Here is a 13995-nt window from a genome sequence, read left to right on the forward strand (position 1 = left end):
CCCTTTCGCACTCGTTGAGAAAGCACCTTAATTGGCCTATGAGCGCTGAGACTTGAGCCCAAGCAACAGGGCTGCGCCAATTAGGCCAGCTCCTGCAAATCGCTCAACCCATATCTGTTTTCTGCCGCTTAATTTCGCTGCTATCCAGTTCCCGCCCTTACCGTAGGCGCTGAGAAACAGACCATCAATCACGATATAAGAAAAGCCCAGCACGAGAATTTGCGGAAGCAAGCTATGGGTAGAACTCAAAAATTGTGGAAAGAGAGCAGCAAAGAATACAACTGCTTTGGGGTTAGCGGCTGATGTGATGAACCCACGCGCCCAGAGTGCTTTCAGCGATGCCCTACGGGCAGGCGCGGCTACGCCATGCGTTTTGAACGATCGGATAATCTGACGCATGCCTAGCCAAATCAGATAGCCCACGCCGAGCCATTTGACAACGGAGAATCCATACTTGGAAGCATGTAAAGCCGCTGCCAACCCAAGCCCTGCCAAGATAATTTGAAAGGTATTGGCGGTTAAATCGCCGGCGGCCGTGGCAAGCGATCTTTGGAATCCATTCGACGCACTGACAGAAAGCATGAGCAAATGACTCGGCCCCGGTGTACTCATGAACAGCAGCACCGTACCGACATATAGAGCCCATGTTTCAACTGTCATTTTGAGTCCCTACTGGTTAGGTTATTATCTCGTGCTGAAACATCCGATATACGCATTTTGCTTTTACAAAACTATGCACATCACGTCAGTGCCACCCAACACTATTATGTGAGCGTAGCCACTACAAACCTTGTCGAGCCCTTTTTATAGCAGACTCAACCGCTGACAGCGCTTGAGGACTATTCTTCCAACACGTAGACCTAAGCATCGAAGCGACCATTTCGGCTATTTCTTTTGGTTCGTAATTCGCCAACTCCGAAAACGAACCGATACCTATTTCCTCAAAGCGCTTAACTACCATAGGCCCAACACCCTTCACCTTCAGTAGCGCAGCTTTTTCTGCTTCACTGAATGCCATATTTATTGGAACTCCCCAAGCCACATAACGCCTGATTTTAGCTCAAAGCTGATTTCTTCTATCCCAACTGAAACGGGTAAACCGACCCTATTTGCAGAAGCTGCGTTAGCTCATCCAGTGCGCTGAGCGACTCTTCTGCCAACTGCGGATCGGCGAGGTCGCCAGGTACCAAGCGATCCCGGTAGTGGCGATTGACCCAAGCAGTAAGGTCTTCGTAAAGATCATGGGTGAGCAATACGCGGCCGGTCAGTGCTGCGCGCTCGGCTTCTGAAAGAGCAACGCGCAGGCGCAGGCAGGCGGGGCCGCCGCCGTTGCGCATGCTTTGCTTGACGTCTTTCACCACCACGTCACTGATGGGGTTATTGCCTGCCAGCAGGTAGTCTTGAACGGTGCGCCAGACGGCTTCACGTTCCTGACATTCGCTGGGCACGACCAGCGTCATGGTGCCATCGGGGTTGGAAAGCAGCTGCGAGTTAAACAGGTACGACGCCACTGCATCTTCCAGGCTTACCGCTTCAACCGGTACGCGAACGGGGATTAAGGGCGTCGTCATCTTGCGGCGCAGCTCGTTGAGCGTGCCCTCTTCGTCCAGGAAAGCCATTTCGTGATACAGCAGCACGGGACCGTTGCCCACGGCGATGACGTCGTTATGAAATACGCCCGCATCAATAGCGTCCGGATGCTGCTGAGCAAATACCGTTTGCGACGCAACAAGCCCATGCTGGCGGGCTACTGCCTGGCTGGCTTCCAGCGTTTGGCGGGCGGGATAGCGAGCAGGTTCGCGCTCGCCGCTACGCACGTCACCAAACGCTTGGCGGCCATATACAAACAGATGAACGCCCGGCTCACCGTATTCACCACACAGGCGAGTATGATTGGCAGCACCTTCATCGGAAAACGCAGGCGTGGCGGGCAGCGCTGGGTGGTGGGCGAAGTGCTGTTCGCTGTGAAAAATGGCCTGCAGCACGCGGCCCGTGGTTTGCGGCTCAAGAAAGCGATGAAAGCTTGATTGCAGGTTGGCCGGGGTAAAATGAACCCGGCGGTCCGGCGCATCGATGCTGGGGGTAACGGTACCGGCGTTAGCCGTCCACATGCTCGAAGCGGAACATACAGCCCGCAACAGTTGCGGGGCCTCTGTGGCGGCGCGGGCGAGCAACTCGTGGTTGTTTCCACTAAATCCTAAATCGCGCAGCGCGCCGATATCCGGGCGCTGCTGAGGTGGCAGAACGCCTTGGGCGTAGCCTGCCTCCATCAAGGATTTCATTTTTAAAAGCCCTTGTAGCGCCCCCTCTTTAGGATTGGACTCAAGGCCGCCGTGGCTCATGGAAGCCACATTGCCTACGGCGAGCCCTGAGTAGTTATGCGTCGGGCCTACCAGCCCGTCGAAATTGACTTCTCTAACGTTACTGATCACAGATGTGCTCACAGACTAACTCCCGGCGGCAGAGTATCGGGCATCTCCAATGCCTCAGCTTCCATGGAAGCCACCGGATAGGCGCAGTAGTCCGCCGCATAGTACGCGCTGGGACGGTGGTTGCCGCTATCGCCGACGCCACCGAACGGCGCATCACCCGAAGCCCCAGTGGTCTGGCGGTTCCAGTTCACAATCCCCGCACGGATACGCAGCAGAAAATCGTCCCAGTCGGCCTTTTCACCGCCAATCAAACCTGCGGACAAGCCATAGCGCGTGTTATTGGCAAGCATCAGCGCCTCATCCCAATCACAGTAACGGTGCACCTTCAATAACGGGCCAAAGTACTCCTCGTCAGGCACTTCCAGGCCCGTCACATCGATTAATGCAGGCGTGAGCAGGCTGGTATTTTCTTTCACACGCTGCATGCGATTAATCACCGTGCCACCCAACGCCTCCAGCGCATCCTGTGCTTTTAGCAGGCCTTCAGCCGCCGCCACACTGACCAGGCCGCCGTAAAACGGTGTGGGCGACTCATCAAACTGCCCGGCCACATGAAGCCTGGCAATCGCTTCGGAAAGCGCGTCAATTAGCCGGTCGCCAACCTCGCCTTGGGGTACGATCAAGCGCCGGGCGCAGGTGCAGCGCTGGCCGCCGGACAGAAAGGCGGATTGCAAAATGGCCAGCACGGCGGCGCGCTCATCATCCACGTCCTTAACCACCAGCGGATTGTTGCCCCCAAGCTCCAGCGCGAGGATTTTATCCAGCTGCCCGGCAAACTGCTGTTGCAGCATGCCACCAACCTTTGCACTGCCGGTAAATAGCAGGCCATCGATCCCAGGGTGTGCTGAGAGCGCCTGCCCCACCGGCACACCGCCTTGAACAAGATTGATGACGCCAGCAGGCAGCCCGGCTTCTTGCCAGCACTGCAGCGCCAAGTCCGCGGTTAACGGGGTTTGATCGCTCGGTTTGAAGACGACGGTATTGCCTGCCAGGAGAGCCGGCACCATGTGGCCGTTAGGCAAGTGGCCTGGAAAGTTATAGGGGCCAAACACCGCCATCACGCCATGCGGGCGGTGGCGCAGCACGGCTTTGGCACTGCCTACAGCTTTTTCACGCTCGCCGGTGCGCTCCTTGTACGCCTTGAGTGAGAGCGCTATTTTCCCCACCATAGCGCCCGCTTCCGTACGCGCTTCCCAAAGCGGCTTGCCGGTTTCAGAGGCAATGGCGACAGCCAGCGCTTCACTGTGTGATTTAAGTACCTCAGCAAAACGCTCGACCAGCGCTTGGCGTTCGCCAAATGGCGTTTTTGCCCATTCGGGAAACGCTTTACGCGCAGCGGCTACCGCTTCTGCAACCTGAGAATCACTGGCCGATGCCCCTTGCCAGAGTAGCCCGCCTGAGACGGGGTCAAACTTACTAAACGATGCTGCAGCGCCCTTTACCCAGGCGCCGTTGATAAGCTGCTGTTGTTGGGCGTGCATCATGTTCTCCTACCTGTTCAGGTTTCCAGAAGCCGCACGGCATCACCTGTGGTAACCCCTAGGCGCTCGGCTTCTGTGTGGCTTAAAACAATCGTATCGCGGGTGGGTGCACGGCCTATCCACGCGGCGGTAAAGGCCTGCATGGTGGTGGTCGCGGCCAACCAGCGGCTAATGCTCTCATCAGGTGCCTTGGTCGATACTTCAACGTGATATAGCTGCGAATTGCGCACAGCCCGCACATCGTCTATATAGGCTTCAACCGTCGGGCCACCGTCAAAAATATCGATATAGCCTTCCCAGCGCAGCCCCTCTTTTTTGAGCATTTCAAGCGCAGGCCGGGTATGGCGATGCACTTGGCCAATACACGCGCGCGCCTCTTCGGCCATAAAGGTGGTGTAAATGGGAAAACGCGGCATCAATTCACCGATAAAGCTTTTCTGCCCAAGACCGGTCAAGCGGTCGGCTTCGCTGAAATCCATGGGAAAAAAGTGTTTTCCAAGGCTCTCCCAGAAGGGACTGCGGTTCTGCTCATCGAACACGCCGCGCATTTCTGCGAGCACTTTCTCAGGAAAACGATCACGAAACTGTGCAATAAACAGCCAGCGCGCCTTGGAGAGCAGCGCACCGTTGCGCAGGTGCTTATTGGCCTCGCCGCGATATTCCGGGCGCAAAAAAAGTGAGCATACTTCGGCATCGCCGGTATGGTCAGAGCTTAAAAACAGCGTATCGATGGTGCGGTGCAAGTCCAACTGTACCGACGAGTGCGCCAGCGTGCCCAACCGATAGTTATAAAAAGGCACTTCGTGCCCTACCTGGCCTTCAATGGCACAGCAGCCAGCCAGCTCGCCATTGGCCTCATCTTCCAGCACAAAGAAGTAGAGCCGATTGTTAACCGGGGTGCGCTCTTCAAACGCGCGAACAGACGTTTCAATTTTTTCTGCCAGAAATTCTCGGTTATTGGGCAGCGAGGTAAAGCCCACGCCCGCCTGCTGCGCAAGCGCCAGCAACCCATCAACATCTGCACGGGCGATAGGACGAATGCGCATCATATTTCTCCTTCATCAAAGGCATCCACCGCGCTGGGCAGAGTGAGTGGTGCAGCAAATACAGCTCGCCCCTCTTCTACTCCCAAGCGTTTGGCATCCGCCTCTGAAAGCATCAGTTGCCCAGTGGCTGAAAGCGCGTAACGGGCGACAATGCAGCGAAAATCACCCAGCGCCTGATTAGCGATCAAGGCAGGTTCGGCATCTGGAAGCGTTTCGTCCGGACGAAGGCGTACCGGATGCCAAGCGGCACGGTTGAATGTCGCCAAACGCTCGCGTTCGGCTTTCACAAGCGGCCCCGCGTCGAAAATATCCACATGGCGCGAGCGCACGAAGCCTTCGGCAAGCATCTCCTGCAAAGCTTCTTCATGCGCAGGATGCTCCCGGCCAATCGCCGCCCGGGCCGGTGGCGTCAACAGCGGCAAATAGAGCGGGAACTGAGGCATCACCTCGGCAATAAAGCTTTTGGAGCGCACACCTGCGATGTGGTTGATATCGTGAAAACTGCGCGCAAAAAAGTGGTGGCCCACACTTTCCCAAAAGGGCGATTCGTTCTGCGCATCCAGGTAACCGGGAAACGCCACGGCCAATATGCGCGAAAAACGCTCGGGGTACTGGGCAATAAACATCAGCCGAGCACGCCGCAACAGGCTTTCGGCGCTGGTCCCCTTGTAACGCGGGTTTAGTGAATACGCGCACAGCAGCGTAGCGTCAGAAACCTCATGAGAGAGCGCCAGGGTTTGTACTTCGCGACGTACATTGAGCTGTTGGGACGCATGAATCAACGTTTCCTGGCGGTAGGTGTAGTAGGCCTCATTGGCGCCCGCTTGAGCACGAATAGTGGCCGTTCCCAGCACTTCGCCATTACCCTTTTCATCCAACAACGCGCTGTTTTCAAGCACGAAGGTGTAGTGCTCGTTACCTGGAAACTCGATCTCATCATTAAACGCTGCTAGGGAGCGCTCAATGCGCTCCTCTAAACGTTCGCGGTTAGCGGGCAGGTTGGTAAGCTTGGGAGTCGCATGCTCTGCCAACACGACCAGCGCTTCGAGATCCGCCATTTTGACCGGACGAATGACCAGCATTCTTGACGCCCCCTCTCTCAATATCGCCGTGGTCGAATTCATGCGTTGGCAACAAGGCGCTCAATCGCACGCTCTAAACGGGCCATACCTTCAGCAATGTCTGCCTCCGGCACTACCAGTGAAGGCGCCAGGCGAAGTACGTTAGGACCTGCAATCAATGCCATTACGCCTTCTTCGATGGCCAGCGGCAGAATATCCTTGGCGCGGCCTTCAAAGGCGTCCGACATCTGGGCACCTATCAACAGACCCATGCCGCGAATTTCTTTAAACACGTCATGCTTGCGATTAATGGTTTCCAGCTGCTCACGGAACAGGTCGTGGCGCTTTTGAATGCCTTCCAATACGTCTGGTGTATCGATAAATTCCAGCGCAGCCAACGCAATCGCTGAGCCCAAGGCATTACCGCCGTAGGTAGAACCATGGGTTCCAAACGCGAGGGATTTGGCGACGCTGTCGGTTGTCAGCATCGCGCCAACCGGGAAGCCGCCACCCAGCGACTTGGCACTGGTGAGAATATCGGGCGTTACGCCATAACGCTCATAGGCATACAACGTACCGCAACGGCCAACCCCGGTTTGCACTTCATCAAACACCAGCAGCGCATTGTGCTGATCGCACAGTTCGCGCAGGCCTTCTAGAAACTCGGGCGTCGCGGGCAAAATGCCGCCTTCACCCTGCATAGGTTCGACCATCACCGCACACGTGTCATCGCCCATTAAGGCACGCACACTTTCAAGATCATTAAACTCAGCGTGCAAAATACCGCCAGGCACTGGACCAAAACCCTGGGAGTACTTGGGCTGACCACCCACGCTCACGGTAAACAGCGTGCGGCCGTGGAAGGATTGGTTGAAGGAGATGATCTTGTCTTTCTTTTCGCCGTAATGGTCTACCGCGTAACGGCGCGCCAGCTTCAGTGCGGCCTCGTTGGCTTCACCGCCGGAAGAGCACAAGTACACCTTGTCAGCGAAGGTCCGTTCAACCAGCTTTTTAGCCAACTTAAGCGCGGGTTCATTAGTATAGATATTGGAGAGATGCCAGAGTTTTTCCCCCTGCTCTTTTAAAGCATTCACCAACACGGGATGGCAATGACCCAGCGAGTTCACCGCGATACCGCCCGCAAAATCAATATATTCACGCCCCTGCTGATCCCACAAGCGGCTACCTTCTCCGCGCACCGGAATAATCTGCTGCGGCGCATAGTTGGGGGTCATGTAGTGATCGAAATCCTGCCGGGTTGGGGTCGTGCTCATGGGTCAGTCCCTCTCGTTGAGTCAATCAGTTATATCAGTATACGGGGCGAGCAAGCTCACCCGCTTTCAGTAATGTGACGGTAAATTATGTAATGCTGCCCATATTTCAGATTATTTCCGAAGGGAGGTCTCTGGTGCTGATGCGTTACTGCAGATGTTGCGACGTGGACGAGCATCAGCTCAAACGCTCTTCCCGTGGGGTTAATCCAAAATGATTGCGGTAAGCCGTTGAGAAATGAGCCGCCGAGGAGAATCCCGTCGCAAACGCGATATCGCCTACCGAGCGATCACTTTCACGCAACTGTTTACGGGCATCCTGCAAACGCAAATTGAGGTAATAGCGGCTAGGCACCGCCTGAAGATATTTTTTAAACAGGCGCTCCAACTGGCGGCGGGAAATGCCTAAATGCTCAGCCAGCTCCAGGGTCGAAAGCGGCTCTTCTATGTTGGCTTCCATCAGCGTCACAGCGTCTACCAAGCTCTGCGGGGCGTGACCCAATCGGTGGCGCAGCGGCACATGTTGGCGCTCATCGGCCATGCGGATTCGCTCACACATAAAGTGCTCTGACACCTGCTCAACCAGATGACTGCTCTGCTGTTGGCGCACTAGCGTCAGCATCATGTCCATGGCCGCCGTACCGCTGGCACAGGTGATCCGGTTGCGGTCGATCTCAAAAAGCTGTTGCGACAGTGTCACTTGAGGATACGCTTGGGCAAAGGCCGCAAAACGTTGCCAGGGCAAGGTCGCTCGATATCCTTCCAGCAATCCCGTGCGGGCCAATACCTCAGCTCCTCCCGCTAATCCGCCCAGCATCGTACGGCTTGGCTGGTGGCGCAGCCACTCCATTAGTTTGGCCGGTAACGCATAGGGCAGAGGCGAAGGCGCGCAGATAAGCACCATGTCCAGATGAGGCGGTGCCCCCTCCAGGGTGTAGTCAGCATGACAGGATAATTGAGCGCTGCTTCGCACCGGCTGCTCATCGGTACTGAGCGTAAACACCTGATAGAGAACCTGGCCGCTAAGCTGATTGGCCATCAGCAGCGGTTCGACGGCACTGGCGTGTGAGAGCATGGAAAAACCAGGCAGCAGTAATACCCCAATGCGCTGACGCGCAAGTGTTAACGGGGGAGACAAAGAGCTGAGCTGCATGCCAAAACGCCATCAGTAAATGAAACGTCATCTTACCCAATTGTGACGTTTTGGGCAGTGCCTGATAGCACCCAATAGAAAAAGGCATCGCCGTACGCTGGGCTGAGGCTATGAAGATAAAGCGCTGAGGCCTGAGAGGCCGTAGCGATAAATAGCCTGCTCTTTAAAACGGCCTTAAGAACCGCTTTAGGAAATCGTCTTAAGAAACCGCCCTAAGAAACCATCGCAGTAATGCTCTTCTGAACGACGCGATGTCTAACACTTGCTTGAAGCCAGGCACCCGCCTCACACTCTAAACATGGCGTATCAATCACACCCTGTACAGTTGCTTGTGGAAGTAGTGTGGCCCTGGCATGCGCTTTCAGTGTGCCTGAGACATGGCCATCAACGGTGACAAAACCACCTTCTATATAGGGTGCTACCTGCCCTGATGCATTCACCGTTAAAGAGTGATGCGACGCGACGACCCTGCCCTGCACGTTCCCTTTAACCAGCACGGGCTCGTTGGCGGTGATATTCCCCGTAATCGATGTGGCCGCCCCAATTCGGCTGCCCTCTTTTAACGGGGCCACCATCGGTGTAACGGTGGCTTTGGGTGGTGACTGTTCAACAGCGATGTCAGAAACGAGAGAGACAGCAGGCGACGGTTGAGGCACGTCATCTGAAGAGTACGAGCCTTCAGCACGCTGCCTTGCCTTACGGCGCCTGCCATCCCATACAATCAGTGTCATTGCGCTAACACCAATAAGAATAAACCATGCTTGAATACCCATACACCGGTCCCGCCACTGTCAAATTTTGCCCAGACTAAGGTTATACGCGATTTATTTTTATGGCGGCGCGAATAACCTCCCCCACTCGGCTTAATTCTGAGCTTTATCCAGCCGTTAAGCAGATTAAAGTATTCAATGACTTTTTATGCTCAACGCGTGCGTCTTAAAAGCGCCAGGCCGACATTTACCAGGAGTTAACGATGTTTAATAAAGCCAAGAATGCAACTGCCGAGCAAAAAACGACGCCGCCCAGCTCACCAGACTCAAGTGACACGCTTCTAACGGGCACGCCAACCAGCAGCAATGCGCGCCCCAGCACCTCCATTATCGGTAGCCATACGCAAGTAGAAGGCGACATCAATAGTGATGAGGATTTGACCGTAAAAGGGCGTGTTAGCGGCACTATCACCTGCAAACAGCACACCGTCACATTAGGCGCAAATAGCTATTTTAAAGGCGATGTGTTTGCTCATACCTTGCACATATCCGGCGAAGTAGAAGGTAATTTAGTCGCATTACACCGCGCAACGATCCACAAGGGCGCCCAAGTGACTGGCACCATCGTATCGCCCTGCCTTGTGCTTGAAGATGGCAGCGTTTTCCACGGCAGCATTGATATGAGCGCCGACAATGAAATGCTAAAAAACAGCTTTAATGACGCGCCCACCCATACCAAAACGTTACCGGCGAAAGGCAATGCGTCAGGTGTTAGTACGCGAGCGACCACCAAAGAGTCATCTGCTGACAAAGAAGCCAGCCTTGCAGAGCAGGAAGAGGTAAAAGCCTAAGTATCGAAACCCACAGTCGCACCTGGCTAGCGCTGATCGTATTTGAGGGCCGAAGTGATGGGCATAGCGATACATCGTATTGATGGACAGAGCCATCAATAGAAAAAGGGCAAGGCGCGAACGCCCGGCCCTTCCTGTCAGCATCTAAGCCGCTTATCGATCAAATCGCTTATTGGTTTTGATTCTGCTTCGCTTCGGATAGCGTCATATCGCTATCGACCTGCGTATAATTATCCTCGACATAATCCTCTGAGGACGCTTCAATCTCGTCACTGCCATACGTGGTATTCATGATGAGCTGTTCATCCTGGAACTCCACTTCATCCATCGGCAAAGCGATTTCTGTCGCGCCGAAGCCCCAGATACCACCGACTGAGATAATGGCAAACAGGTCACCAGAGTCGTTGTGCTGAGCGATATGTTGAATATCACCGATCTCTTCGCCATCCTGGTTAATGACGGTCATACCTTCCAGCTCGCTAACCGGGTGAGACATCAATGAATTATTGCCATCCTGGTCGTTACGATTATCCTGGGCAGCCTGCTGGCGTTCTTGATCGTCATCGCTATTAACGTCGACCTGTGCATCATCGGCTTGCTCGACGTTAACGTCAGGCTCGCCACCCTGCTCAACAGTAACGTTAGGCTCAGCGTCTTCAACGGTAACGTTGGGCTCGGGCTGTTCAATCGTCACGTTGGGTTCAGGCTGCTCGACCGTCACGTCCGGCTCTGACTGCTCTACTCGAATATTGGGAGAGTCTTGTTCAACTTTTACTTCAGCAGGCTCCTGGTCGACTTCAACGTCCATCGTTTCGTCGCCATTAGGCTGAGACTGAGCACGGCTGTCAGTTTCTGTGCCTTGTGGCGGCGTTTGCGCCGTAGCATCTTGCTGCTGCGTCATTTGATCGGCATTGTCAGTGTCGTTCTGGTTAGCGTCTTGAGCCAGAGCGCCGCCTGAAAGTCCTGCACAAATCGCACCAATAGCAATGGCTAGTGTTGTCCGTTTCATAATATTGCTCCTTGTGTTGGCTTGCACTTAAAAAGCTAGTAGACCTAAGCGCCTAAGAGCAAAGCTAACGATGAATTATAATAAAAATTAACACGTATATTATCACCGCTTACTTAGTAAGACTCGTCAAGACACAATGGTGAAGTTTTATATTATTCAACCGTGGTCTGGTCGGCATCCTCATCTTTCAAAACTTCCAAGCGGTTACCACCTTGTTCATTCTGCGTATCGTCGCTGTCTATATCGGCCTGGTCAGGCATATCCAAGTCGTCGCTTTCAGAGCTCTGTTGAGGCCCTTGAGTGCCGGTTTCACGCTCGGTATCACCCTGTTCCTGATTACGGGGAGTGTCCGTACTTTGCTGCTGTCCGGCTGTTGAGCTGTCCTGCTGCTGGGTCATCTGACCGTCGCTCTGTGATGCATCATTTTCATTGGCCAACACGGCTGCTGAAATGCTCGTAAAGATAGCACCGATAGCAATGGCTACTATTGTCCGGTTCATATGCTGTCCTCCTTGGATGAGTCACTCTTCAAACGTTAGCCAACGGAGGAAAAAAGTAACAATAAAAAACCATCTTTCTTAAAACTTGTATGAAAGTTAATAACGATCTTAATAATCGTTTAACGACCAAAAAAACGCCTTACCTCATTATACAAGGCAAGGCGAACTCATGAACAAAGTGTTATGGCCTTTCAGGCATTAGATGGCCATTCTCATGACAGTATCTTAATCAGGATGCTGCTGGGCCTGCGTTACGGTCATATCGTTATCTATCTGGCTGAAATTGTCTTCGTCATACTGTTCTGCCGTCGCTTCTATCTCTTCACTACCGTAGGTGGTGTTGGTAACCAGTTGGTCGTCCTTCATCTCAATTTCATCTAATGGCAGCGCCACTTCATCGGCACCGATTCCCCATACGCCACCAATGGAAATAACCGCATACAGTTCGCCAGACTCTTTATGCTCAACTATCCGGTCAATACCGCCAATTTCTTCATCCTGCATGTTGACCACTGTCATGCCTTCGATATCACTTATTTGGCGAGACATCAGGTCGTTCGGATCATCACTCTCCTCCTGGTCAACATCCGAAGAAGACGCCGCGTTACCACCTGTCATAGCGGCGGGCTGCTCATCCTGAGCGTCGTCCTGTTCATCGACCGCCTCTTCCTGTTGTTCCAGCGCGCCTTCTGGTTGACCACTTTCTTTCTGGTTATCCTCAGCGAACACGCCACTGGACATTCCAGTGCAAAGGGCTGCAATTGCAATAGCTAATGTAGTCCGTTTCATGCTGTCTCTCCTTGAGTGCCACACTCTTACAAGTTAGTTGACCAAATTGAAAATCACCAATACCCGCCAGTTGCGGGGGTAATCGCTGCCTGTTTATCAAATCAGTTTCATGACATCGTCTGTTCATGGCATCTTCTGGCCCGCAGCTGAAACGACTCTGTTACGAAACGCCTTTGCCTGCGTTGGGGTCAGACGCATCGTAATCCTGAGTGTCATCAGGCGCTGAACCAGAGGACTTGCGTATCCAGCAGTAAACATTTAACAGTGATTGATTTTATGCCTGCTGCTAACGGACTTTACGCGTCAAACGCAAATTGCCGGGCACAAAGGCCCGGCAATTCGTTAAAGCGGTAAGTGAGTCGCTTACAGATTTAACGGCTTATAAATTAATCACATCGAACTCAACATTAGGGTTCACGTCGGCGTCGTAATCGACATCATCACGCTCAAAGCCGAACAGTTTCAAGAATTCATGCTTATAGCCAGCGTAATCAGTGATATCAAACAGATTCTCGGTAGTCACTTCCGGCCACAGGTCCTGGCAAGCCTGTTGGATATCGTCGCGCAGCTCCCAATCATCCAGACGCAGACGGCCTTTATCATCCGTGGCCATATCACCGCTCTGGCCTGCAGAATATAGCCGTTCACCGAAGAGTCGATTGAGCTGATCAATGGTGCCTTCGTGTACGCCCTGCTCTTTCATGATGCGATACACCATGGCGATATACAGCGGCATCACCGGAATAGCTGCACTGGCCTGGGTAACAACAGATTTGAGTACCGCGACATTAGCACCGCCGCCGCTAGTTTTAAGCTTGTCATCAATCGCCGTGGCCGCGCGATCTAGGTCTTCCTTGGCTTTACCCAAGGCGCCGTGCCAGTAAATCGGCCAGGTGATTTCCGTACCGATATAGCTAAACGCTACGCTACGTGCGCCTTTGGCCAGCACGCCCGCCTGATCCAGCGCGTCCATCCACAGTTCCCAATCTTCGCCACCCATCACGGTGATGGTATCGTCGATTTCCTGCTGGGTGGCAGGCTCCACTTCTGCCTCGATAATCCGGTCTTTATTGGTATCAATGGCCGTGGCGCGGTAGGTCTCACCGATCGGCTTTAGGCTTGAGCGCTTGAGTTCACCGCTATCCGGCAGCTTGCGCACAGGCGATGCCAGTGAGTACACCACCAGGTCGATTTCGCCCATATCTTGCTTGATCAGCTCAATGGCTTTTTCACGCGCCTCGTTAGAGAAGGCGTCGCCATTGATAGACTTACTGTAAAGGCCTTCCTGCTTGGCAAACTTGTCAAACGCTGCGCTGTTGTACCAACCCGCCGTACCGGTTTTGGTTTCACTGCTGGGCTTTTCAAAAAACACGCCCAGCGTATCGGCACCGTAACCAAAGGCAGCGGTAATCCGAGCAGCCAAGCCGTAACCGCTGGAAGCCCCGATCACCAAAACTTTTTTGGGGCCGGCACTTTTATCCAAACCACGCGCGCGGGTTGCTTCAATCTGCTCGAGCACGTTTTGCTCGCAGCCTGTAGGGTGAGTAGTCGTGCAGATAAAGCCGCGTACTTTGGGTTTAATAATCACATCGAACCTCACTATCGGATTGATTTCATTATCAGCATGACAATGCTGTAAGCATGGCGGCTATTTTAGCTTGCCAAGCGGGCGCTGTCCGCTCTTGAGCTTAT

Annotated in this window: 13 protein-coding genes; 1 reads left to right on the forward strand and 12 read right to left on the reverse strand. The window is 53.8% G+C overall.

Features of this window, described 5'->3' with window-relative positions; translation table 11 throughout:
• Positions 1-36: 36 nt before the first annotated feature.
• From ACT3R4_RS10175 to ACT3R4_RS10210, 8 genes are all read right to left on the reverse strand, one after another.
• Complete coding sequence (locus ACT3R4_RS10175; protein WP_087106364.1) at positions 37-660, reverse strand: LysE family translocator; 624 nt, start codon at positions 658-660, stop codon at positions 37-39.
• A gap of 416 nt (positions 661-1076) precedes the next feature.
• A complete protein-coding gene (astB, locus tag ACT3R4_RS10180) occupies positions 1077-2444 on the reverse strand; it encodes an N-succinylarginine dihydrolase (protein WP_441678904.1) in 1368 nt (455 codons plus the stop codon).
• A complete protein-coding gene (gene astD, locus ACT3R4_RS10185) occupies positions 2441-3913 on the reverse strand; it encodes a succinylglutamate-semialdehyde dehydrogenase (RefSeq protein WP_441678902.1) in 1473 nt (490 codons plus the stop codon). The genes astB and astD overlap by 4 nt, the downstream gene beginning before the upstream one ends.
• A gap of 17 nt (positions 3914-3930) precedes the next feature.
• Positions 3931-4959 (reverse strand): arginine N-succinyltransferase, encoded by a 1029-nt coding sequence (gene astA / locus ACT3R4_RS10190; RefSeq protein ID WP_441678900.1) that lies wholly within the window; start codon positions 4957-4959, stop codon positions 3931-3933.
• Positions 4959-6041 carry an arginine N-succinyltransferase gene (locus ACT3R4_RS10195; RefSeq protein ID WP_087106375.1) on the reverse strand — a complete coding sequence of 361 codons (1083 nt, stop codon included), beginning with the start codon at positions 6039-6041 and terminating at the stop codon, positions 4959-4961. Before ACT3R4_RS10195 ends, astA begins: the two co-directional genes overlap by 1 nt.
• A gap of 38 nt (positions 6042-6079) precedes the next feature.
• Positions 6080-7294, reverse strand: a complete 1215-nt coding sequence (locus ACT3R4_RS10200) for an aspartate aminotransferase family protein (protein ID WP_441678898.1) — start codon at positions 7292-7294, stop codon at positions 6080-6082.
• Between the two features lie 175 nt (positions 7295-7469).
• Positions 7470-8444, reverse strand: a complete 975-nt coding sequence (locus tag ACT3R4_RS10205) for a GlxA family transcriptional regulator (protein WP_441678896.1) — start codon at positions 8442-8444, stop codon at positions 7470-7472.
• Positions 8445-8656: 212 nt separating this feature from the next.
• Complete coding sequence (locus ACT3R4_RS10210; RefSeq protein ID WP_441678894.1) at positions 8657-9217, reverse strand: bactofilin family protein; 561 nt, start codon at positions 9215-9217, stop codon at positions 8657-8659.
• A 200-nt stretch (positions 9218-9417) separates the two neighbouring features.
• Between ACT3R4_RS10210 and ACT3R4_RS10215 the strand changes: the two genes are divergently transcribed.
• A complete protein-coding gene (locus ACT3R4_RS10215) occupies positions 9418-10005 on the forward strand; it encodes a bactofilin family protein (RefSeq protein WP_441678893.1) in 588 nt (195 codons plus the stop codon).
• 169 nt (positions 10006-10174) lie between these two features.
• On the opposite strand, the gene ACT3R4_RS10220 is transcribed toward ACT3R4_RS10215, so the two are convergent.
• The 4 genes from ACT3R4_RS10220 to fabV all read right to left on the reverse strand — a co-directional run bounded on the left by ACT3R4_RS10220 (position 10175) and on the right by fabV (position 13891).
• Positions 10175-11014: a PRC-barrel domain-containing protein gene (locus ACT3R4_RS10220; protein ID WP_441678891.1), complete on the reverse strand. Its 840-nt coding sequence runs from the start codon at positions 11012-11014 to the stop codon at positions 10175-10177.
• A gap of 152 nt (positions 11015-11166) precedes the next feature.
• Entirely contained in the window at positions 11167-11514 is a 348-nt protein-coding gene (locus tag ACT3R4_RS10225) for a hypothetical protein (protein ID WP_441678889.1), read from the reverse strand.
• Between the two features lie 225 nt (positions 11515-11739).
• Positions 11740-12303 carry a PRC-barrel domain-containing protein gene (locus tag ACT3R4_RS10230; RefSeq protein ID WP_441678887.1) on the reverse strand — a complete coding sequence of 188 codons (564 nt, stop codon included), beginning with the start codon at positions 12301-12303 and terminating at the stop codon, positions 11740-11742.
• A gap of 379 nt (positions 12304-12682) precedes the next feature.
• Positions 12683-13891, reverse strand: coding sequence for an enoyl-ACP reductase FabV (gene fabV / locus ACT3R4_RS10235; protein ID WP_441678885.1), 1209 nt, complete (start codon positions 13889-13891; stop codon positions 12683-12685).
• Positions 13892-13995 lie beyond the last annotated feature (104 nt).

Origin of the sequence: Halomonas sp. AOP7-E1-9 (genome assembly GCF_052376035.1) — a bacterium.
In the GTDB taxonomy this organism is placed as follows: domain Bacteria; phylum Pseudomonadota; class Gammaproteobacteria; order Pseudomonadales; family Halomonadaceae; genus Vreelandella; species Vreelandella citrativorans.